The sequence below is a fragment of the Micromonospora sp. NPDC023633 genome (assembly GCF_040640035.1).
Classification (GTDB): Bacteria; Actinomycetota; Actinomycetes; order Mycobacteriales; family Micromonosporaceae; genus Micromonospora.
Map to the genome: position 1 here is coordinate 87,730 of NZ_JBFABB010000006.1, position 20,659 is coordinate 108,388.

Genomic DNA, 20,659 nt, shown 5'->3' on the forward strand with positions numbered 1-20,659 from the left:
CTCGCCGATCACAGCCTGCCGCCGGGAACCGTGCCGAGCCGGCCGGAGTCAGAATCGGCGTACGGACCGACCGAGGGCACCGCCGCCCCGTTCGACGGCTGACCGGACCGACGGAAATTTTCTTTCCATCGACGGTCTTTTCCGGCAGATACCTGCATGGCAGCATCACCCCATGCATCATCGTCTCTTCCCCCGGACGCTCGCGCTGCTGGCGCTGGTCGCTGCCGCGGCCACGGCGGGCGCGCCCACCGCCACCGCGGAGTCCCCGACCCCCGCGGCGACCCGACTGCACGCCACCATCGACGCGATCCTCGCCGACAGCCGGCTGGCCGGGGCGCAGGCCTCGGTGGTGGTCAAGGACGCGGCCACCGGGGAGACGGTCTACCACCGCAACGGCGACCGCCGCCTGGTGCCCGCCTCCAACACCAAGCTGCTGACCTCGGCGGCGGCGCTGGAACTACTCGGGCCGGGCCACCGCTTCAGCACCGAGGTGCGGACCAGCGGCGCCCGCCGTGCGGGCCTGGTCTCCGGCAACCTCTACCTGCGCGGCGGGGGCGACCCGACCATGCTGGCCGCCGAGTACGACGCGCTGGCCGCGCAGGTCGCCGCCGCGGGCGTCCGGGTGGTCACCGGCAACCTGGTGGCCGACGACACCCGCTACGACAGCACCCGCCTCGGCCCGGACTGGACCTGGGACGACGAGCCGTATTACTACGCCGCGCAGGTCTCCGCCCTGACCGTGGCGCCGGACACCGACTACGACGCGGGCACCGTCATCGTCCACGCCGCCCCCGGCGCGACCGCCGGCGCGCGTCCGGTCGTCACCACCACCCCGGCCACCCGGTACCTGAAGATCGACAACCGGGCCGAGACGGTCGCCGGCGGGGAGACGTCGGTCTCCTTCGAGCGCGCGCACGGGAGCAACACGATCGTCGTCACCGGGCAGATCGCGCTCGACGCCGCGCCGGCGAGCGACTGGGTCAGCGTCTGGGAGCCCACCGGCTACGCCGCCGACGTCTTCCGGTCGGCGCTGCGCCGGCACGGCGTGCGGGTGCTCGGCCGGACGGTGCTCGGCCAGGCCACCCCGGAGGGCGCGGCCGAGGTGGGACGGCACCGCTCGATGCCCCTGGCCGAACTGATGGTGCCGTTCCTCAAGCTGTCCAACAACGGGCACGCCGAGGTGCTGACCAAGGAGATCGGCCGGGTGCTCTCCGGCTCCGGCACCTGGTCGGCCGGGCTGGCCGCGATCAGCGAGTACGTCGCCGACGCCGGGATGGACACCGGGACGCTGCGCCAGCGGGACGGCTCCGGGCTCTCCCGGCGCAACCTCGTCCCGGCCGACGAGTTCGTGGACCTGCTCACCGCCGTCCGCGCCGAGCCCTGGTTCGACACCTGGTACGCGGCCCTGCCGGTCGCCGGCGAGGCGGACCGGTTCGTCGGCGGGACGCTGCGCAGCCGGATGCGGGGCACCCCGGCGGCGGGCAACGTGCACGCCAAGACCGGCAGCCTGACCGGCGTCTCCGGCCTCTCCGGTTACGTCACCGACGCCGACGGGCGGGTGCTGGCGTTCTCGATCCTGCTCAACAACTACCTGGCCTCCTCGGTGAAGACGCTGGAGGACCAGATCGCGATCGCCCTGGCCTCGTACACCGGGAAGGGCGTGACCGGCGCGCGGGTCGCGCCCCCGGCGGCCCCCGACGCCCCCCGGGTTCCCGAGGGCCTGGAGTGCGCCTGGGTGAAGCCGAACGCCTGCTGACGGGCCGGCGGGGCCCGGTGCGAGGGCCCTGCCGGCGCTCAGGCGCCGGGACGGTGCGGAAGCTCGGCCGCCGGGTCGCCGCGCTCGATCAGCGCGGCGATCTCGGCGGGACGCAGGCCGCGCTGCGCCAGCACGCGGGTCCCCCAGCGGTGCAGCCGGCACGGGTGCGGGCTGGCATCGTTGCGGCAGACCGTCCCGCCGGACCAGAGCCTGGGCGCGTGCACCACGATCGCCCGCACGGCGAACTGGGCGTCCTCGACGGTCACGTACGGCGGCAGCGGGATCTCCCGGAGCACCTCCCCGGACGGCTCCCCGGCGCCCCGGGGGGTCGGACGGACGGTGCGGGTGGTGGTGCTGCTCATCGGCCAAGCCTCCACAGAGGATCGTCGGACGTGGACAGCAGAAAGTTACGACAGGCGGGACGCGGCGCGACGGACAAACTGTCCCGACGGTCGGGACGACGTGGCGCGGCCGCGTCGGTCAGCGGGCGGCCCGCTCCCGCAGGCCCGCGCCCGCTCCAGGTCGGGGAACTCGACGGCGACCACGATGCCCGGCCAGTCGCCCTCCTTGACCTCCACCTCGGCGCCGTGCACCCGGAACCCGGCCACCGAACGGCTCCAGTGTGGACTGGACCCGTTCGGGTCAGACGCGGTCGAGCACGACGACGGGGATGTCCCGGTCGGTCTTGGTCTGGTAGTCGTCGTACGCGGGCCAGATGGCGGCCATCGTGGACCACATCCGCGGCTTCTCCTCCGCCGTCGCCGTACGCGCCCGCGCGGTGAACCGCTCGGCGCCCACCTGCACCTCGACGAGCGGCTCGTCGAGCAGGTTGAGGTACCAGGCCGGGTGCTTCGGGTCGCCGCCCTGCGAGGCGACGACCAGGTAGGCGTCACCGTCGCGGCCGTAGATGAGCGCGGTGCGCCGCAGCTTCCCGCTGCGCCTGCCCCGGGTGGTCAGCAGCAGGGTGAAGACCCCGGGCCGCCACTCGTGCCCCTCGGCGCCGTCGGTCTCGACGTACCGCCGGATGTGGTCGGCCACCCAGCCCTGCGGGCTGTCCAGCACCTGCTCGCTCATTAGTCCTCCCGTTCGCCCTCGCGCACCCGGTCGTCGCGACCACGCTACTCCGGGCCACGGCCGGTCGCCGGGCGAACGGGGCCGCCGGTCAGCTCAGCGCGACCGCCCGGACGCCGACGTTGCCGCAGGCGTCGGTGTATGTCTGCGGCGTGCCACGCCCCCGTCGGCTCGTCCCTCCACACCGGACGGACGGGCATGTCCGGCTCGGCACCGGACCGTAGCGGACATCGATCAGGGCGATGGTCGCGGGTCCTGCGGCGCCCCGGCTCAGTCCCGTCGTCGGCGGCGCAGCCCTCGACCGGGATGCCAGCTCTCGATCACCAGGTGGTCCGGCGGATCGCCCACCCGGGTCAGCACCACCTCGGTCAGCTCGATCCGGAACCGGTGCGAGCCGTCCTCGCCCGGCGGCTCCTCGTGCGCCAGCCCGGCGATCTTCGCGTCGCCGCCCCAGGACCCCGGATCGTCGGCCGGAGGGTCCTCGGTCGGGCAGTGCAGCGCCACCCGTGGGTCGCGGCGCAGGTCGAGCGCCTTGACCGCGCCGGCCATGCTGCCCAGCCGCAGATGCTCGGCGCCGAAGTCGAACTCGGTGCCGCTGATCCGGGGAGAGCCGTCCCGGCGCAGCGTCGCCATCGTGCCGTGTTTGCGTACCGCGAAGAGCGCCCGGACGCGCTCGGCGAACCCGGGCTCCGTGCGGACAAGATCGGACCACCATGTCATGCGACCCAGCCTGGCAGGCAATCCGGACAACCCGCGTCGGCTTTTCTCAGCGGATCTCGAAGCCGAGCGCCTGCGCGATCACCACGGTCTGCGCGGGGTCGACGATCGCCCCGGCCCGCTCCACCACCGTCGGGTCGAGCGCGGTCAGGTCGCTGCCGCGCAGGTCGGCCCCGGACAGCCGGGAGCTGTGCAGCTGCGCGGCGGAGAGGTCGACGCCGGTGACGGTGGCCCCGGTCAGGTTGGCTCCGGTGAGATCCACCTCGCGCATCCGGGCGTCGGTGATGCGGACTCCGCGCAGGTCGGCGCCGGGCAGCCCGACGAACGACCAGTCGCCGCCGGCGACCGTCAGCGGTCGGAGGTCGCACTGCGCGAAGGTGCTGCCCACGAGCTTGCAGCCGGTGAACTCCGCCTCGAAGAAGTTGCACCGCTGGAAGGTGCAGCGGGTGAAGGCCGAGTCGGTGTGCCGGGAGGCGTTGAACCTCACGTTGCCGAACGTGCAGCCGTCGAAGACCGCGCCCCGGCTCACCGCCTCGGTCAGGTCGACGTGGAAGAACTCGCAGCGGACGAAGTGCCGGTCCACCAGTTCCTCGCCGTACCAGTCCTCGTCGCGGAAGGTCGCGTCCTCGGTCAGCTCGGGCATCGGACCAGGCTACCGAGGGGGTGGGACAACCGTCGCGGCCCTTCCACCGGGGCGTACCGGCTAGTAGTTTCGGCGAGGTGAGTGTGGCACGCAGCATCGACCCGGACCAGATCGGCTTCGACCCGGCGCGGTTGGCGCGCATCGACGAGCACTTCGGCAGGTACGTCGACGAGGGCCGCCTCGCCGGCTGGCAGGTGCTGGTCACCCGCCGCGGCGAGATCGCCCACTCGTCGACGTACGGGCTGCGCGACGCGGAGGCGGGCAGGCCCGTCGAGGCGGACACGCTCTGGCGCATCTACTCGATGACCAAGCCCGTCACCTCCGTCGCCGCGATGATCCTGTGGGAGGAGGGCCGCTTCGAGCTGACCGACGAGATCAGCCGGTGGCTGCCCGAGTTCGCCGACCTGCGGGTCTACTCCAAGGGCTCGGCCCTCAAGCCGTTCACGGTGCCGGCGATCGAACCGATCCGGGTCTGGCACCTGCTCACCCACACCGCCGGCCTGACGTACGGCTTCATGCAGACCTCGGTGGTCGACGGCATCTACCGGGCCGCCGGCTACGACCTGTACCCGCCGGCGGACGTCGACCTGGCGACGGCCTGCCAGGCGTTCGGCGAGCTGCCCCTGCTGTTCCAGCCCGGCACCGCGTGGGGCTACTCGGTCGCCACCGACGTGCTCGGCCGGCTGGTCGAGGTGGTCTCCGGGCAGAGCCTGGACGCCTTCTTCGCCGACCGGATCTTCCGCCCGCTGGGCATGACCGACACGCACTGGTGGGCGGAGGGCGACACCGCCGATCGACTCGCCGCCCTCTACGCGCCCGAGCCGCGCACCGGCCGCGCGTTCCGCTACGACAAGCTGGGCACCCTGGCGTACGAGAAGCCGCTGCTGCTCTCCGGCGGCGGCGGCCTGATCTCCAGCGCCGCCGACTACCACCGGTTCACCCAGATGCTGCTGCGCGGCGGCGAGCTGGACGGGGCGCGCGTGCTGGGGCCGCGCACGGTGCGCTTCATGACCCGCAACCACCTGCCCGGCGGCGAGGACCTGGGCACGCTCTCCACGGGTGGCTTCGCCGAGACCACCCTCGACGGGATCGGCTTCGGGCTCGGCTTCGCCGTGGTCGAGGACCCCGTGCCGAGCCGGGTGCCGAGCAGCGCCGGCGAGTACTACTGGGGCGGCGTGGCGAGCACGGCGTTCTGGGTCGACCCGGCCGAGGAGGTCACGGCCCTGTTCTTCACCCAGCTCATGCCGTCGAGCACCTATCCGATCCGGCCGCAGCTACGGCAGCTCGTCTACTCCGCCCTGGTCGACTGAGCCGGCTCCGGACCGCGCCGGCGAGGGGCGACCGGCGGCGCGGGCCGGCTCGGGGCGCCGGTTGCGGGCGGGCCGGCGGGTGAGAGCCGGCGCAGCAGCGCCCGCAGCCGTGCCGACCGGCGCTGCCGGGCCGACCGGGATCTCCGGTCCGCCAGCGCGCGGCGGCGCCGGTCAATAGCCTGGAGACGCGCTACGTCCGCCGGGCCGGACGGGCCGGGCGGGAGGCGGTATGAGCAACATCGTCGTGTTCGGCGCGGGTGGCACCGCGGGGTCGCGGATCACCGCCGAGGCGGTCGGCCGGGGGCACCGGGTCACCGCGGCGGTACGCCGGCCGGAGGCCACCTCGTACCTGCCGCCGGCGGTCACGGTGGTCACCGGGGACGCCACCAGCGAGCGGAGCGTACGGGAACTGGCGCCCGACACGGACGTCATGGTGGTGGCGATCGGCGGCGGCGAACGCGACCTCTGGCTCGACGCGGCGCGGAACCTGGTCGGCGCGCTGCGCGGACTGCCGGCCGCGCCCCGGATCATCCACGTGGGCGGCGGTTCGACCCTGCTCACCCGGAAGGGCACCCGCTACCTCGACGAGCCGGACTTCCCCCAGGAGTACCGCGACGCGGCCCTGGGGCAGGCCGACGCCCTGGACTTCTACCGCTCCTCGGCGGACGGGGTGACCTGGACCTACGTCTCCCCGCCGCCGCTGGAGTTCCACCCGGGCGAGCGCACCGGGCACTACCGCACCGGCGGCGACCAGCCGGTGACCGACCACGAGGGCCGCTCGGTGCTCAGCTACGAGGACCTGGCGGTGGCGATCGTGGACGAGATCGAGCAGCCGCGCCACGAGAACGCCCGCTTCACCGCCGCGTACTGAGGGCGGGCCCGGTCAGCCGCCGTGGTGGCGTGGACTGTCAGCCGCAGGGGGTGGCGCGGGCGCTGTCGGGCTGCCCCGCGTGTGCGACCGGGCGCGTCAGTCGGCGAGGCGGGCGGGGAAGCCGCCGGTGGCGATCGGGCCCCAGGCGTCGATGGTGACCCGGATCAGGGACTTGCCCTGACGGACCATCGCCGCCCGGTACTCGTCCCAGTCCGGGTGCTCACCGGAGATGCGGCGGAAGTACTCCACGAGTGGCTCCAGCGCCTCCGGCAGGTCCAGCACCTCGGCGGTGCCGTCGAGGTGCACCCACGGGCCGTTCCAGTCGTCGGAGAGCACGCACGCGGACACCCGTGGGTCGCGGCGGATGTTGGCGACCTTCGCCCGCTCGGGATAGGTGGAGATCACCAGCCGTCCCTCGCCGTCCACCCCGGCGGTGACCGGGGACGACTGCGGCCGACCGTCGGTGCGGTTGGTCATCAGCACCACCCGGTGCCGGGGCCGGAGGAACTCGGTCAGCTCGGCCCGGTCGACCCGGGTGTTCGTCGCGATGCCGCGTGCCATCATTCGTTCCTACCAGGGCGCCCGTCGCACGGCGACCGGACCGGTCGAACGGGCGCGGCGCCCGCTCACCAGGTCGCGCGTCGGCGCGCGCGGGCTCACCGGGGTCGCGGGGCGGCGCGGCCGGCGGCGGGCTGGGCCGGCACCCGGGGGCGGACCGAGGGCCGCCAGGCGCGGCCGTTGGCGTAGATCACCCGGAACCCGAGGTACGAGGCGAGCGGCGCCCAGTGCGCGGAGCCCATCCGCAGCTCGGCGGCGTTGTGGCGCTGGCCGTTGGCCAGCACGTCGAGCAGGACGGTTTCGAAGGCGGCCGACTCGACCCAGTCCACCTCGCGGGTGTATCCGCAGATCAGTGCCGCTCCGGTGGCGTCGAGGAAGCCCCGCAGCACGGCGTCGGAGGCGCGCAGCACCGAACAGCTGCCGAAATAGAGCCGTCGGCCGTCGCAGCGACCCGCCATCAGCTCGGCGACGTCCGCGAGCGCCACCGATTCCCAGTCGGTCAGGCAGAGCCGGCTCGGCTCGCCGTGCATCGCGAAGAAGCCGACCCGGTGGTCGGCGTACTGCTTGAGCAGCCAGCGGTCGACGAAGTAGAAGAGCTCGTCGCGGGTGGCCGCGTCCTTGTGGATGAAGCGGATCTTCCCGAGCCGTTCGAGCAGTTCCAGCGTGGGCAGAACGGAGCCGCGCTCGTTGAGGTCACGGTGCCACTGGCCCTCGATGCAGAAGACGCCACCACGTGCCACGCCGCCCCCTCCCCCGGTCCCGCCGGCGCTGACGTTACCGGGTCCGACCGACCGGAGAACATCACCCTCCGAGGGCTGAGCTGCGGCTTTGCGCGCCGTTCACGCTTTCCTGTCGCCCGTTGCGGAGCAATGGGCGTTTCGCAATTCGCGTAATGCCCAGGCAACGCCCAGGAACGACGAATCGTGAGGACAATTCTCGTTAATTGCCGCGAACCGCCCGACGGCCTGCCAGGGTGGAAACGCGGGACGGCCAGGCCGATGTCCCGGATCGCCACCCCATTCGCACTCCTGTCGGGAGGACTTCTGTGCGCGTCAACACCCTGAAACGGGCGGCTGTCGCATTCGCCCTGGCGTTGCCGGCAGCCGCTGTCGCCACGGTGGTCGCCGCGCCAGCGGCCCATGCCGACGGCTGCTACACGTGGAAGCGCAACCTCTACCAGGGGCGCTCCGGCGACGACGTCCGCCAGTTGCAGATCCGGGTCGCCGGGTGGGCCGGCAACCGGGACATCGTGGAGAACGACGGTCGCTACGGACCGAAGACCGCCGCCGCGGTCAGGCGGTTCCAGGCCGCGTACGGGCTGCGCGCCGACGGCGTCGCCGGACCGCAGACGTACGGCAAGCTCTACGCCCTCCAGGACGAAGACTGCACGCCACGGCACTTCAGCTTCACCGAGATGGACGACGGCTGCGGTCGCGGGGGTTGGAACGGCGGCCCGCTCTCCCCCGCGCAGACCAGGCAGAACGCGCTGCGCACGATGTGGAAGCTGGAGGCGATGCGGCGCAGCCTCGGCGACGAGCCGCTGCGCATCAGCAGCGGCTTCCGCAGCCGCGCCTGCAACGACCAGGTCGGCGGGGCGCCGGACAGCCAGCACCTCTACGGCAACGCCGCCGACGTGGTGTCGCGCACCAGTTCGCTGTGCCAGATCGCCCGGGACGCCCGCAGCCGGGGCTTCAGCGGGATCTACGGGCCGGGCTACCCGGACCACGACGACCACGTGCACGTGGACTCGCGGCGGGAGAACAACAGCGACGACACCCCGAACACCACCAGTTGGTCCGCGCCGGACTGCGGGATCGGCGCCGGCAACGACTGAGCCGGTCGGACGGCCACGCCGAGCCGGTCGGACGGCCACGCCGAGCCGGTCGGACGGCCACGCCGAGCCGGTCGGACGGCCACGCCGAGCCGGTCGGACGGCGGCGCCGGCCCGGGCGCGGGTGGGGACCCGCGTCCCGGGCCGGCGTCGTGCCCCGGTCGCTCAAGGTTCAATCCCGCCTCAGACGATGCCGGCGTCGTGGACCAGCAGGGCGACCTGGACCCGGTTGTTCAGGCCGAGCTTCACCAGCAGCCGCGACACGTACGCCTTCACGGTCGCGACGCTCATGAACAGCTCGGCGGCGATCTCCGCGTTCGTCCGGCCCCGCCCGAGCCCGACCGCGACCTCGCGCTCCCGCTCGCGGAGCCCGGCGAGCTGCCGCAGCGCCCGCTCCCGGCGCGGGTCCGGCCCGCCCGCCGCGCCCGGCGCGGTCACGTGGTCGATCAGCCGGCGGGTCACCACCGGGGAGAGCGTCGCCTCCCCCGCCGCCACCCGGCGCACCGCCCGCACGATCTCGGCCGGCGGGGTGTCCTTGAGCAGGAAGCCACCGGCCCCGGCCCGCAGCGCCCGGAGCACCTGCTCGTCGGCGTCGAAGGTGGTCAGCACCAGCACCTCCGGCGGGTCGGGCGACGCGCGCAGCGCCTCGGTGGCCGCGAGCCCGTCGAGCCGGGGCATCCGGATGTCCATCAGCACCACGTCCGGCGCGCAGGCGGCCACGGCGGCGGGCACCTCGCTGCCGTCCGCGGCCTCCCCGACCACGAGCAGGTCCGGCACCCCGCCGAGGATCATCGACAGGCCGGCCCGGACCAGGGCGTCGTCGTCGACGATCAGCACCCGCACCGGCCGGTCGGGGGTGGGCCCCGACCCGCCCGCCGCCGGGCCACCCGTCGCCGGCCCGCCCGCCGCCGGCCCCGTCACGCCGGCCACGGCAGCCAGGCGGCCAGCCGGAAGTCGCCCGAGTCGTCCCGCCCGTACTCCAGCCGCCCGCCGGCCAGGCTGACCCGCTCGGCGATGCCGACCAGGCCCGTGCCGGTGCCGGGAATCTCCGGGCCGGCGACGGCGCCGACCGGCCACCGGTTGCGGACCTCCACGGTCAGCCCGTCGCCGGGGGCACCGGCCACGTCGACGGTGACCGCCGCGCCGACGGCGTGCTTGCGGGCGTTGGTCAGCCCCTCCTGCACGATCCGGTAGACGCTGCGCCCCACCGCCGTGGGCACCTGCTCCCCCGCCGTGACCACGTCGCGGACGCCGACCCGGACCCCGGCGGCCCGCGACTCCTCGACGAGCGCGGGCAGGTCGCCCAGGGTGGGCTGCGGGCGTTCCGGGTCACCGTCGGCGACGGTCTCCGCGCGGAGCACCCCGATCACCTCGCGCAGGTCCTGCAACGCGGCGTGGGCGCTGCCCCGGATCACCCCGGCCGCCCGCGCCACCTCCTCCGGCGGCGCGTCCGGCCGGAACTCGAGCGCGCCGGCGTGCAGGCTGAGCAGCGAGATCCGGTGCGCCAGCACATCGTGCATCTCCCGGGCTATCCGGGTGCGCTCCAGGTGCCGGGCCTGCGCCACCCGCAACTGCTGCTCCGCCTCGGCCCGCTCGGCGCGCTCGCGCAGCGACACGACGAGCTGCCGCCGCGCCCGGACGAACATCCCCCACGCCAGCACGGAGAGGCTGAGCACCACCCCCCAGACGGTCGTCACCCAGTACGGCATGTGGGGATCCGGGCGCAGGTAGCTGAAGGCGAAGTTGGTGACCAGACCGGCGGCGGTCACCGCCAGCGCGACGGCCGTGCGGCGGTGCACCACGACGGTGAAGTAGAGGATCAGCAGCGGGACCGCCGACGCCATCGAGAACACGGTAAGCGGCAGGGTCACCACCGACAGTCCCAGCGGCCACCGGCGTCGCACCCAGAGCAGCGCGCAGCAGACGAGCCCGAACAGCGCGTCGACCGGGACCATCCAGCGCTGTGGCAGCGGGGTGGAGAAGTCGGGGTCGGACGCGGCCGCGTCGACCGTGGCGAGCAGGACCCAGCCGAGGGAGAGCAGGAAGCAGAGGCCGTCCACCAGCCAGTCGCGGGTGGTGCGACGCGGACCACGCCCCACCCGGGCCGCCGGGTCGACGCCCAGCGCCCCCGGCAGCAGCCAGGGGTGCTCCGGTACGGCGGCACTGGTCACGCGACCCATGCTAGGCAGCCGCGCGACGGGCCGACCAGCTACCAAAGTCGAGACCTCGGCGTCGACCAAGGTAGCCGCCGGACGAGACCGTCGGCCGCAGCGCGCCGCCGGGTGGCTCCGGCAGCGTGACCGGCATGATCAGCGTGGAACACCTCACCAAACGGTACGGGCGGCACACCGCCGTCGACGACGTGTCCTTCCGCTGCGAGCCGGGCACCGTCACCGGGTTCCTGGGGCCGAACGGCGCCGGCAAGTCCACCACCATGCGGATGATCTGCGGGCTCACGCCGCCCAGCGGCGGCGGCGCCACGGTCGGCGGCCGGCCCTACCGGGAGCTGCCCAACCCCGGGCGCGAGGTGGGCGTGCTGCTGGACGCCTCGGCCCAGCACGCCGGCCGCACCGGGCGGGAGGCGCTGACCGTGGCCGCGGCGACCATGGGCGTGGACCGCCGGCAGGTCGCCGCCAAGCTCAACCTGGTCGGGCTGAACGAGGTCGCGGCCGGGCGCCGCCTCCGGGCGTACTCGCTGGGGATGCGGCAGCGGCTCGGCCTGGCGCACGCGCTGCTGGGCGACCCCCGGGTGCTGATCCTCGACGAGCCGGCCAACGGCCTGGACCCGGAGGGGATCTTCTGGATGCGCGGCCTGCTGCGCGACTTCGCCGACCGGGGCGGCACCGTGCTGCTCTCCTCCCACCTGCTGCGCGAGGTGGAGGCGGTCGCGGACCGGCTGGTGGTCATCGGGGGCGGCCGGATCGTGGCCCAGGGCGACAAGGCCGAGCTGCTGGCCGGCGGCGGGACGCTGGTCCGGGCCCGGGACGCAGGGGCGCTGCGCGGCGCGCTGGACCGGGCCGGGCTGGCCGCCACCGAGGGCACCGAGGGGCTGCTGGTCCACGCCGACGCCGAGGCGGTCGGGCAGGCCGCCGCCGACGCCGGCGTCGCCCTCACCGAACTGCGGGCGGCCGGCAGCGGCGGCCTGGAACAGCTCTTCCTCACCCTGACCGCCGGCGCGTCGACCCAGGAGGCCGTCCGATGACCACCGCCACCACCGCCAGCCCGCCCACCGCCGACGCTGCCGCGCGCCACCCCGGCGTACGCCGGCCGTCGCTGCTCCGGCTCACCGGGGTGGAGCTGCGCAAGCTCGTCGACACCCGGGCCGGGCTCTGGCTGCTGATCACCATCGGGCTGCTCGCCGCCGCCCTCGTGGTGGTCCAGCTGATCTGGGCGGACGACGCCGAGCAGACCTTCGGCAACTTCTTCGTCCCCTCGATGCTGCCAATCGGGCTGCTGCTGCCCGTGCTGGGCATCCTGTCGATCACCGGGGAGTGGTCGCAGCGCACGGCGCTGACCACGTTCGCCCTGGTGCCCCGGCGGGGCCGGGTGATCGTCGCGAAGCTGGCCGCGATGGTGCTGGCGGCGCTGGCGTCGGTGCTGGTGAGCCTCGGTGTGGCCGCCGCCGGCACGCTGGTCGCCGGGGCCACCGGCGGAGCCGGCGCCTGGCGCATGGAGGGGGCCCTGGTGCTGCACGCGGTGGTGCTCCAGGTTGCGAACGTGCTGATGGGGGCCGGCTTCGGCCTGCTGCTGCTCAACACCCCGCTGGCGATCGTCGGCTACCTGCTGCTGCCGACCCTCTGGTCCATCCTCGGCGAGATGATCCGGCCGCTGCGCGGCCCGGCGGGCTGGCTCGACACGGGCCGGACGATGGAGCCGCTGCTCACGCCGGACGTGACCGCCGGACAGTGGGGGCGGTTCGCCGTGTCGCTGCTGGTCTGGCTGGCCGTGCCGCTGGTCGCGGGGCTGGTCCGCACGCTGCGGCGCGAGGTGTCCTGACGGTGGACGGCTACGGGGCCCCCACCGTCGTCGACGGCGGCGCGGCGGAACTGGCGCTCCTCTGGGGCGGCCTCCCGGCGCTCGGCGCGGGCGGCGGGTGGCTGCTCGCCACGGGCGCGGGGTGGGTCGCCGGGCTGTCCCGCGGACGCGCTGTTGCGGGCCCGGCAGCGGGCGCTCGACGCCGACCGGGGCGGCGAGGCCCGGGAGCTGCGCGGCGAGCTCGGCCGCACCGGGGTGGTGATCCGCGACGACGGCCGGCGGCAGTACTGGCGGCTGGCCCGGTCCGCCCCGCGTCCCCGGCCGGAGGACGCGACTTCGGCTGAGCCGGAGGTCGACGGCCGGTAGCGTTGATCCCGACGGGGCCCGGGGCACGGGGAGCGCGCGATGACCGAGCAGCAGCCGTACCGGGTGGTGGCGCGGCACCCCGGCTTCGAGCTGCGCCGCTACCCGCCGCACCTGGTCGTCGAGGTGCGGGTGGAGGGTACGTTCGAGCAGGCCGCCCGGGACGCCTTCCGGCAGCTGGGCGCGTACCTGCGCGGCGCCAACCGCTCCCGGCGGGCGACCGCGCGGGAGACGGGCCCGGAGACGGTCGCCATGACGGTGCCGTTCGTGCAGGAGGAGGGGGACCGGCCGGGCCACTGGCTGGTGTGGCTCGTGATGCCGGCGGACCTCACCCCCGACACGCTGCCCGAGCCGGCGGACCCCCGGGTGCACACCCGGGTGGTCCCCGAACAGCTCGCCGCCGCGACGCGCTTCGCGGGCCGCTGGACGGCGCGGGCGTTCGACCGGCGGGCGACCGCGCTGGGCCGCGCGGTCACCGCGGCCGGGCTGAGCCCCACCGGCGCGGTCCGCTACGCGCGCTTCGACCCGCCGTGGAAGCCGTGGTTCCTGCGCCACAACGAGGTCGTGCTGCCGGTCGTCGAGTGAGCCCGCGTGCCGCATCCCGGCACGGGTGTCCTCGTTGGAGATTTACCGGCGTCGTTCGCGGGTACCCGCACGGGCAGCGCAGCCGGCGGATTCGGCCACGCCGGTCGGGTCGGGAAGGGGGACGACGATGACCTCCACGGGACGGACGACGGGCGGCGGCGGCACGGGGATCTTCCGCCGCAAGCCGGTCGAGGAGATCGCCGACGAGACCGGCGACGGGCTGGCGCGCTCCCTCGGGCTCTGGCAGCTCACCGCCATCGGGGTGGGCGGCATCATCGGCGCGGGCATCTTCGCGCTGGCCGGCGCCGTGGCGAGCGAGACCGCCGGCCCGGCCGTGCTGGTCTCGTTCCTGATCGCCGGGCTCGCCAGCGCGGCGGCGGCCCTGTCGTACGCCGAGTTCGCCGGCATGATCCCGAAGGCCGGCTCGGCCTACACCTACGGGTACGCGGTGCTCGGCGAGGCGGTGGGCTGGTTCATCGGCTGGGACCTGCTGCTGGAGTACACCGCGATCGTGGCCGTGGTGGCGATCGGCATCTCCGGCTACTTCTCGTTCCTGGTGGGCGAGCTGGGGGCGGACCTGCCGGCCTGGATGCTCGGCGCGCCGGGCACCGGCGAGGGACGGGTGGTCGACCTGTTCGCGGTGGTCCTCTGTCTGTTCATCGCGTTCCTGCTGAACCTCGGGATCAAGTCCGCGGCGCGCTTCGAGACGATCGTCGTCGGGCTGAAGATCGCCGTGGTGCTGCTGGTCGTCGTGGTCGGCTTCTTCCACATCCGCACGGCGAACTACTCGCCGTTCTTCCCCTTCGGGTTGGGCGGGGCGTTGACCGGCGCGGCCACGGTCTTCTTCGCCGTGTTCGGCTACGACGCGATGAGCACCGCCGCCGAGGAGTCGAAGGACGCCCGCCGGCACATGCCCAAGGCGATCGTCTACTCGCTGGCGATCTCGATGGTCCTCTACGTGCTGGCCACCCTGGTGCTGACCGGCATGCAGAACTACCGCGACATCGACCCGGAGAGCGGCTTCTCCTCCGCGTTCGCCTCGGTCGGGCTCTCCGGCCTGGCCAGCGTCATCGCGGTCGGGGCGATCATCGGCATCCTGACCGTGATGTTCACCTTCATGCTCGGCGTGACGCGGGTGTGGTTCTCGATGAGCCGCGACGGGCTGCTGCCGGGGTGGTTCGCCAAGCTGCACCCGGTCCGCCGGGTGCCGAGCCGGGTCACCTGGATCGTCGGCGTGGGCTCGGCCCTGATCGCCGGCTTCCTGCCGATCCGGGAGGCGGCCGAGCTGACCAACATCGGCATCCTGCTGGCCTTCGTGGTGGTCTGCGTCGCGGTGATCGTGCTGCGCTACCGCCGTCCGGACGCGCCGCGCACCTTCCGGTTGCCGGGCATGCCGGTGGTGCCGGCGCTGGGCGCGGCGTTCTCCCTCTGGCTGATCACCTACCTGGCTCCCGAGACGTGGCTGCGTTTCGCCGTCTGGTTCCTGCTCGGCGCGGTGATCTACGCCCTCTACGGCTACCGGCGCTCGGCGCTGGCCCGCCGGGACTGAGGTCGGGCCCGCGCACCCGGCACCGGGCCGCCGGAGCATCGGGCCGTAAGGCCGTCGGGCGTCGGGCGTCGGGCGTCGGGCCGAGGGTGGGCGGCGGCGCGCCCGGCCCGGGACCGGGGGCGGTCAGCCGCGCCCGGGCACGCCCGCCCGCCGGGGCTGGGGGCGGGTCACCGACGCCAGCAACTCGTCGAGGGCGTCGACCTCGGCCCAGCCGTTCACCGCGACGCCGCCGGCGGCGTCGACGGTCACCTCGACCCGGTCCGGGCTGAGCGACACCTCGTCGAGCAGGCCCGGGAAGCGGTCGTCGAGCAGCACGAACTCCTGGTTGGTGGAACCCACCCAGGGCCGCCGGGTGTCGATCCGGTCGGCCAGGAACGGCCCGGCGACGAGGAGGTCCGTCGTCGCGAGCAGCGCCGCGACGTCGTCCCGGCCGGCGTCGACCGCCCGGTGCAGCTGCGCCGTGGTGTAGCCGGTGAAGGTCATCACCGAGCGGCCGGCGGCGCGTACCCCGGCGGCGACGGCCGCCAGCGGGGCGGCCTGGTCGAAGGGCTCGCCGCCCAGCAGCGTCAGCCCCTCGGTGCCGGCGTCGAGCACCCGGCGCACCAGGTCGGCGGGGGCGACCCGTTCCCCACCCCGGAAGCTCCACAGGTGCGGGTTGAAGCAGCCGGGGCAGCGGATGGCGCAGCCCTGCACCCAGACGGCCGTCCGCTCGCCCGGCCCCTCGGCGCGGGTGGCCGCCAGGAACCGGGCCACCGACACCGACTCCGCCCCGGCCGTCGGGCGGGGCCCGGGACCGTCGTCAGACATCGAGGACCCGGCCGGGTGGCGGCTGCCCGGGCGCCGGCCCGGCGGGCGGGACGCAGGCCACGGCGTCGCGCAGGCGCGCGTACTCGTGGGGGGCCAGGTTGGCGGCGGCCGCGAACTCGGCCAGGCTGCCGAAGGACCCGCGCCGCTCCCGCTCGGCCAGCACCTGCCGGGCGCGCTGCGGGTCGAAGCCGGGCAGCGACGCGAGGGCCTCCGGCCCGGCCGTGTTGACGTCGACCGTCCCGGACTCCCCGTCGGCCCATGGGTCCGACGGCGGCGCGAGCGGCTCGGGCCCGAAGGGGTCGACCGGCTGGTGCGGCGCCATCGTCGGATCGGCCGCCGGCGGCGGATACCCGGCCGGCGCGGGCGGCTGTCCCACCGGCGACCCGGGCGGCTGGGCCGCCGGCCCGAACGACTGCGGCGGGTACGCCGAAGTGGCTTGGGGGTGCCCGGCCGACGGGGGCGGATAGGCGGCCGACGGGTACGAGGGCGGGTAGGCGGCCGGTGAACTGGGCGGATACGTCAGCGTCATGCCCGGGTAGGGGCCGGGCACCGGGCCGACGGGAGCCGCCCGGGGCAGTGGGGCCAGCGGGTACGCCCCACCCGGCCACGCCGCCGCCGACCTGGCGCGGCGGTGCGTGAGCCAGCGCAACCACGCCGGGTTGATCAGCGCGGCGTGCAGGATGCTGGACACCCAGACGGCCAGGAGCACGCCCACCGCCCAGTCGCTGACGGCGCTCTCCTTGTCCGACTCGCCTACGAGCATGAACGCCGTCCAGCCCACCACGGCGTAGACGATGCCGGGGACCCACCACGCCGCGCGGCGGGCCCGCAGGCCCACGTAGATGAACCCGAAGCCGCCGAGGCAGCTGCACCCGAGGACGGGCAGCAGCAGCCACCAGCTCTGCAGCACGTGCCACATCGCGCTCGGCCGGGGGGCGGCCGGGGGCGGCCAGCCGGGGCTAGGCGCGTTCGACGTCACGTTGCTCCTGCCGTGCGGGCACGGCCGCGCGATCGTGGTCGGCGGTGTACGCGCTGCGCACCGTGCGGGCCGCCAGCAGGTCCTCCAGCACGGCGATGTAGTCGAGGCAGCCGTCGCCGAGCACGTCCCTGGTCTCGGCGCTCACCACGCCCTCGCTGGTCACGGTGACCACGATCCGCGGCTGCCCGCCCATCACGACCTGCCCTCGACGGCGAACACTAGGCGCACGCTCGCGTCCTCGGTGACCTGTTCGGACTCCAGCCGCAGCCCGGCGGCGGGGGCCTGCTCGCGCAGCCGCTCCAGCACCGCCCGCTGGACCTGCCGCCCGTACGCGGCGTCGATGGCCCGGACCGCCTCGACGGCCCGCTGCTCGTCGACCTCGCCCGTGAAGTGCGCCGACCAGATGCCGTCCTCGCCGCGCCGGAAGCCGGCCCGCACGTCGGCCCAGTCCGCGATGATCGCGTCCGGCTCGGCGGCGACCGCCGCTCCGGTGTCGCGCAGCGCGGCGACGAGCAGCGTCTCGTCCCGCATCCGGGTCTGCACCTCGCAGACGACGCGACCCTCCCCGTCCCGCCCGGCGGTGGCGGCGTGGGTCGCGGCGACGGCGGCGACGGCCAGCGGCAGGAGTATCAGTGAGACGCTCATCGGGGCCCTTCCCTCGGTGTCGACCCACAGACTAGAACTCGACCGCTCGCCCGCCCTGTCCCCGTTGCTGCCCCGGGCCGCCGGGCCGGGAGCCGCCCGGGCCGTTGGGACGACCGCCGAGGTCCCAGTCCTCGGCGGCGGTGGCGGCGACGGCGCGGGCGTCGGCCCAGGAGCGTACGGCGTCGATGCGTTCCGCCTGGGTGACGCTCAACGGCACCATGCTGACCAGGGCCCGCACCAGGTCGTCGCGGCGCAGCGGACGCCGTTCGGCGAAGGCGTCGAAGAGCCCGCCGACGACGGCCTGCTCGATCTCGGCCCCCGAGTAGCCCTCGCTGAGCCCGGCGAGTTCGCCGAGCAGGGCGTCGTCGGGCGTCAGGGCACCGGCGACGGCCGGGTTGCGCAGCCGCCGGGCGAGGTGGACCCGCCAGATCGACGCCCGTTCCGCGCGGGTCGGCAGGTCGACGAAGAAGATCTCGTCGAAGCGTCCCTTGCGGAGCAGTTCCGGGGGCAGCCGCTCGAAGTCGTTGGCGGTCGCGATGACGAAGACGGGCTTGGCCTTCTCCTGCATCCACGTCAGGAAGGAGCCGAAGACCCGGGCGGAGGTGCCGGAGTCGCCGGCCCCGCCGACGAAGCCCTTCTCGATCTCGTCGACCCACAGCACGCAGGGGGCGGTCGCCTCGGCGGTCCGGATGGCGGTGCGCATGTTCTGCTCGCTCGACCCGACGAGCCCGGCGAAGACCCGGCCGACGTCCAGCCGCAGCAGCGGCAGGCCCCAGGCGGAGGCGATCGCCTTGGCGGTCAGCGACTTGCCGCAGCCGGGCACGCCGGTGATCAGCACACCCCGGGGCGCGGGCAGCCCGTACGCCGCCGCCTCGGCCAGCCAGGAACCGTCCCGCTTGGCCAGCCACCGCTTCAGGTTCTCCAGCCCGCCGACGTCGACGAGGTCGACCGCGGCGTCGACGAACTCCAGCAGCCCCGACTTGCGTACGGTCTGCCGCTTCTCCTCGTGCACGACCGCGAGGTCGCTGCCGTCGAGCACGCCGTCGTTGACCATGGCGCGGGCGAACGCGTTCTCCGCCTCGTGCAGCGTGAGCCCGAGAGCCGCCTTGGCGAGCCGTTCCCGACCGAGGTCGTCCAGCGCGATCCGGATCCGGCCGCTGGCGGAGTTGGCGGCGATCATGCCGTCCAGCACCCGCCGGATCTCCGTCTCGGTGGGCAGCGGGAAGTCGACGATCGTCACGTCCTTCTCGAGCTCCACCGGGATGTGCAGCACCGGCGAGACCAGGACGAGGGTGCGTGGCACCGGGCCGGCCTTGAAGGCCGCCACCACGTCCCGCAGCCGGCGGACCACGCCGGGGGTGCCCGGCCGGTCGCCGCTGCCGTGCGCCGGGTGCAGGTCCTTGAAGATCAGCACGCTGGGGTGGTCGACGCGCAGCGCCGCGGCCAGCGCGTCGTCCGGGTCGGTGGTGCCCTTGCGGGCGACGCCGTCGGGCTGCACGAGCCCCGTGGTCAGCGACCAGGTCCACACCGCCCGGGGCGTACGGACGAGGGTGGCGTCGTGGGCGACGGCGCAGACCTCGGCGACCACCCGCTGCTCCTCGGACGACTCGACGTAGAGGACCGGGAAACGCGCCTTGAGCATCTGCGACAGCGCATCGCGGAACGGCACCACCACCGTCGCCCCCTCCCACCCGACCGAAGAGCAGCGCAGACTCTAACAGCCCCACCCACGCCCGCCCTCGGCGTCGATCTTGAGGTTGGCGGCGCGGGACTCCGGCGTTTCCTCCCGCCAACCTCATGATCGACGCGTCGTCACCGGGGGTGGGGGGCGGGCCCCGGAGCGGGTGCCGCACCGAATCGTCGGCCCGCTACCGTTCCCGGTCTGGGGAGGTGCCGGTGTACGTCGTGTCCGTGATCAACTACAAGGGTGGGGTCGGCAAGACCACCGTGACCGCCAACCTCGGTGCCGAGCTGGCCAACCGGGGGATGAAGGTGCTGCTCATCGACCTCGATCCGCAGGCCAGCCTCACGTTCGGCTTCTACGACCCCGACGACTGGCGGGACCGGCTGCGCGACGGCCGTACGGTGAAGCGCTGGTACGACGGCCTGCGCGGGGACACCCCCGCGACGAGCCTCGGCGAGTTGGTCGTCTCCCCCGGCCCGGCGAACGCGCGACTGAGCGGCGCGGGCCGGCTCGACCTGATCGCCTCCCATCTTCAGCTCGTCGACATCGACCTCGCGCTGGCCCGGGCCGTGGCCGACGGCGACGAGTACGACGCCGAGCTGTTCCGGGTGCGCGGCTCCCTGGCCGAAGGGCTGCACGACGACGCGCTCGGCGGCTACGACATGGTGCTCATCGACTGCCCGCCGAACTTCAACGTGGTCACCCAGTCGGCCATCATCGCCAGCGACCACCTGCTCATCCCGGCGAAGGCCGACTACCTGTCCACGTTGGGCATCGACTACCTGCACGGCAACGTCCGGGAGCTGGTCGACCAGTACAACGCCGACGCCCGCCGGTTCGCCACCACCCGCCGGCACCACAAGGTCGCCCCCGACGTCGCCGGCGTGGTATTCACGATGATCCAGCTCATGGCGCAGCGGCCGATCGCCGCCCACCAGGGCTACATGGACCAGGTCCGGGCGCTCGGCCTGCCGGTCTTTCCCACGCCCCTGCGCGAGAACGTCACCGCGTTCGCCACGAACACCCCGCGCGGCGTGCCGGTGGTGCTCCGCGACCGGATCGCCACCCCGGCGGTCCGCGACGAGCTGCGCCAGCTCGCCACCGAGTTCCTCGACCACCTCCAGCCCGAGCGGGCCGGGGCGTGACCGACCCGGCCCGCGACGTCGCCGACCTGGTGACCGCGCTGCTGCGGGGGCTGCCCGCCGCCGACCTCGCCGCCCTGGCGGAGGGGCGGGCCCGGCTCGCGGTGGTGCCGGTCGACGCGCCCCCGTCCGGCCCGCCCGCCGACCGAGTCGCCTCCCCGGCGGGCCCGGCC

At 74.5% G+C, this 20,659-nt stretch carries 24 protein-coding genes; 10 read left to right on the forward strand and 14 right to left on the reverse strand.

Annotation, left to right across the window (positions count from 1 at the left end; all coding sequences use genetic code 11):
- Nucleotides 1–172 precede the first annotated feature (172 nt).
- The gene (dacB, locus tag AB0G13_RS03470) at nucleotides 173–1,756 is read left to right on the forward strand and encodes a D-alanyl-D-alanine carboxypeptidase/D-alanyl-D-alanine-endopeptidase (RefSeq protein WP_357868253.1); all 1,584 of its coding nucleotides are present in this window, start codon (nucleotides 173–175) and stop codon (nucleotides 1,754–1,756) included.
- A gap of 38 nt (nucleotides 1,757–1,794) precedes the next feature.
- On the opposite strand, the gene AB0G13_RS03475 is transcribed toward dacB, so the two are convergent.
- The 5 genes from AB0G13_RS03475 to AB0G13_RS03495 form a co-directional block, all read right to left on the reverse strand.
- Nucleotides 1,795–2,118: a hypothetical protein gene (locus AB0G13_RS03475; protein ID WP_357868256.1), complete on the reverse strand. Its 324-nt coding sequence runs from the start codon at nucleotides 2,116–2,118 to the stop codon at nucleotides 1,795–1,797.
- Nucleotides 2,119–2,163: 45 nt separating this feature from the next.
- The gene (locus AB0G13_RS03480) at nucleotides 2,164–2,364 is read right to left on the reverse strand and encodes a DUF1330 domain-containing protein (protein WP_357868258.1); all 201 of its coding nucleotides are present in this window, start codon (nucleotides 2,362–2,364) and stop codon (nucleotides 2,164–2,166) included.
- 34 nt (nucleotides 2,365–2,398) lie between these two features.
- The gene (locus AB0G13_RS03485; RefSeq protein WP_357868261.1) at nucleotides 2,399–2,830 is read right to left on the reverse strand and encodes a nitroreductase family deazaflavin-dependent oxidoreductase; all 432 of its coding nucleotides are present in this window, start codon (nucleotides 2,828–2,830) and stop codon (nucleotides 2,399–2,401) included.
- A 267-nt stretch (nucleotides 2,831–3,097) separates the two neighbouring features.
- Nucleotides 3,098–3,547 carry a pyridoxamine 5'-phosphate oxidase family protein gene (locus AB0G13_RS03490; RefSeq protein ID WP_357868263.1) on the reverse strand — a complete coding sequence of 150 codons (450 nt, stop codon included), beginning with the start codon at nucleotides 3,545–3,547 and terminating at the stop codon, nucleotides 3,098–3,100.
- Nucleotides 3,548–3,593: 46 nt separating this feature from the next.
- Nucleotides 3,594–4,187 (reverse strand): pentapeptide repeat-containing protein, encoded by a 594-nt coding sequence (locus AB0G13_RS03495; RefSeq protein ID WP_357868266.1) that lies wholly within the window; start codon nucleotides 4,185–4,187, stop codon nucleotides 3,594–3,596.
- Between the two features lie 77 nt (nucleotides 4,188–4,264).
- On the opposite strand from AB0G13_RS03495, the gene AB0G13_RS03500 reads away from it, so the two are divergent.
- Both AB0G13_RS03500 and AB0G13_RS03505 read left to right on the forward strand, forming a co-directional pair.
- Nucleotides 4,265–5,497: a serine hydrolase domain-containing protein gene (locus tag AB0G13_RS03500; RefSeq protein ID WP_357868268.1), complete on the forward strand. Its 1,233-nt coding sequence runs from the start codon at nucleotides 4,265–4,267 to the stop codon at nucleotides 5,495–5,497.
- A 229-nt stretch (nucleotides 5,498–5,726) separates the two neighbouring features.
- On the forward strand, nucleotides 5,727–6,368 hold the full coding sequence (locus AB0G13_RS03505; protein WP_357868270.1) for an NAD(P)H-binding protein: 642 nt from the start codon (nucleotides 5,727–5,729) through the stop codon (nucleotides 6,366–6,368).
- A gap of 96 nt (nucleotides 6,369–6,464) precedes the next feature.
- Here the strand turns inward: AB0G13_RS03505 and AB0G13_RS03510 are convergent, their stop codons facing one another.
- Complete coding sequence (locus AB0G13_RS03510) at nucleotides 6,465–6,929, reverse strand: PPOX class F420-dependent oxidoreductase (RefSeq protein ID WP_357868273.1); 465 nt, start codon at nucleotides 6,927–6,929, stop codon at nucleotides 6,465–6,467.
- Nucleotides 6,930–7,024: 95 nt separating this feature from the next.
- Entirely contained in the window at nucleotides 7,025–7,666 is a 642-nt protein-coding gene (locus AB0G13_RS03515) for a hypothetical protein (RefSeq protein WP_357868276.1), read from the reverse strand.
- A gap of 305 nt (nucleotides 7,667–7,971) precedes the next feature.
- Between AB0G13_RS03515 and AB0G13_RS03520 the strand changes: the two genes are divergently transcribed.
- Nucleotides 7,972–8,760: a D-Ala-D-Ala carboxypeptidase family metallohydrolase gene (locus tag AB0G13_RS03520; protein WP_357868279.1), complete on the forward strand. Its 789-nt coding sequence runs from the start codon at nucleotides 7,972–7,974 to the stop codon at nucleotides 8,758–8,760.
- 180 nt (nucleotides 8,761–8,940) lie between these two features.
- Here the strand turns inward: AB0G13_RS03520 and AB0G13_RS03525 are convergent, their stop codons facing one another.
- Both AB0G13_RS03525 and AB0G13_RS03530 read right to left on the reverse strand, forming a co-directional pair.
- Nucleotides 8,941–9,696 (reverse strand): response regulator transcription factor, encoded by a 756-nt coding sequence (locus AB0G13_RS03525; protein ID WP_357868320.1) that lies wholly within the window; start codon nucleotides 9,694–9,696, stop codon nucleotides 8,941–8,943.
- Nucleotides 9,675–10,928: a histidine kinase gene (locus AB0G13_RS03530; RefSeq protein ID WP_357868282.1), complete on the reverse strand. Its 1,254-nt coding sequence runs from the start codon at nucleotides 10,926–10,928 to the stop codon at nucleotides 9,675–9,677. The genes AB0G13_RS03525 and AB0G13_RS03530 overlap by 22 nt, the downstream gene beginning before the upstream one ends.
- A 134-nt stretch (nucleotides 10,929–11,062) precedes the next feature.
- Between AB0G13_RS03530 and AB0G13_RS03535 the strand changes: the two genes are divergently transcribed.
- From AB0G13_RS03535 to AB0G13_RS03555, 5 genes are all read left to right on the forward strand, one after another.
- Nucleotides 11,063–11,959 carry an ATP-binding cassette domain-containing protein gene (locus tag AB0G13_RS03535; protein WP_357868284.1) on the forward strand — a complete coding sequence of 299 codons (897 nt, stop codon included), beginning with the start codon at nucleotides 11,063–11,065 and terminating at the stop codon, nucleotides 11,957–11,959.
- On the forward strand, nucleotides 11,956–12,753 hold the full coding sequence (locus tag AB0G13_RS03540) for an ABC transporter permease (RefSeq protein ID WP_357868287.1): 798 nt from the start codon (nucleotides 11,956–11,958) through the stop codon (nucleotides 12,751–12,753). The genes AB0G13_RS03535 and AB0G13_RS03540 overlap by 4 nt, the downstream gene beginning before the upstream one ends.
- A gap of 153 nt (nucleotides 12,754–12,906) precedes the next feature.
- On the forward strand, nucleotides 12,907–13,098 hold the full coding sequence (locus tag AB0G13_RS03545) for a hypothetical protein (protein WP_357868290.1): 192 nt from the start codon (nucleotides 12,907–12,909) through the stop codon (nucleotides 13,096–13,098).
- Nucleotides 13,099–13,137: 39 nt separating this feature from the next.
- A complete protein-coding gene (locus AB0G13_RS03550) occupies nucleotides 13,138–13,680 on the forward strand; it encodes a heme-binding protein (RefSeq protein WP_357868292.1) in 543 nt (180 codons plus the stop codon).
- 127 nt (nucleotides 13,681–13,807) lie between these two features.
- On the forward strand, nucleotides 13,808–15,229 hold the full coding sequence (locus AB0G13_RS03555) for an amino acid permease (RefSeq protein ID WP_357868294.1): 1,422 nt from the start codon (nucleotides 13,808–13,810) through the stop codon (nucleotides 15,227–15,229).
- Between the two features lie 123 nt (nucleotides 15,230–15,352).
- Here AB0G13_RS03555 and AB0G13_RS03560 read toward each other — a convergent pair whose 3' ends face one another.
- From AB0G13_RS03560 to AB0G13_RS03580, 5 genes are read right to left on the reverse strand one after another with little or no spacing between them, the layout of a single operon-like run.
- Nucleotides 15,353–16,036 (reverse strand): 4Fe-4S single cluster domain-containing protein, encoded by a 684-nt coding sequence (locus AB0G13_RS03560; protein ID WP_357868297.1) that lies wholly within the window; start codon nucleotides 16,034–16,036, stop codon nucleotides 15,353–15,355.
- Nucleotides 16,029–17,015 (reverse strand): helix-hairpin-helix domain-containing protein, encoded by a 987-nt coding sequence (locus AB0G13_RS03565; RefSeq protein ID WP_357868300.1) that lies wholly within the window; start codon nucleotides 17,013–17,015, stop codon nucleotides 16,029–16,031. The genes AB0G13_RS03560 and AB0G13_RS03565 overlap by 8 nt, the downstream gene beginning before the upstream one ends.
- Nucleotides 16,996–17,208, reverse strand: coding sequence for a DUF2997 domain-containing protein (locus AB0G13_RS03570; protein ID WP_357868302.1), 213 nt, complete (start codon nucleotides 17,206–17,208; stop codon nucleotides 16,996–16,998). The genes AB0G13_RS03565 and AB0G13_RS03570 overlap by 20 nt, the downstream gene beginning before the upstream one ends.
- Entirely contained in the window at nucleotides 17,208–17,660 is a 453-nt protein-coding gene (locus AB0G13_RS03575; protein ID WP_357868305.1) for a hypothetical protein, read from the reverse strand. Before AB0G13_RS03575 ends, AB0G13_RS03570 begins: the two co-directional genes overlap by 1 nt.
- A 31-nt stretch (nucleotides 17,661–17,691) precedes the next feature.
- Nucleotides 17,692–19,335: an AAA family ATPase gene (locus AB0G13_RS03580; protein ID WP_357868308.1), complete on the reverse strand. Its 1,644-nt coding sequence runs from the start codon at nucleotides 19,333–19,335 to the stop codon at nucleotides 17,692–17,694.
- Between the two features lie 221 nt (nucleotides 19,336–19,556).
- Here AB0G13_RS03580 and AB0G13_RS03585 point away from each other — a divergent pair, with 221 nt between their 5' ends.
- Complete coding sequence (locus AB0G13_RS03585) at nucleotides 19,557–20,489, forward strand: AAA family ATPase (RefSeq protein WP_357868310.1); 933 nt, start codon at nucleotides 19,557–19,559, stop codon at nucleotides 20,487–20,489.
- The last annotated feature ends 170 nt before the right edge of the window (nucleotides 20,490–20,659 follow it).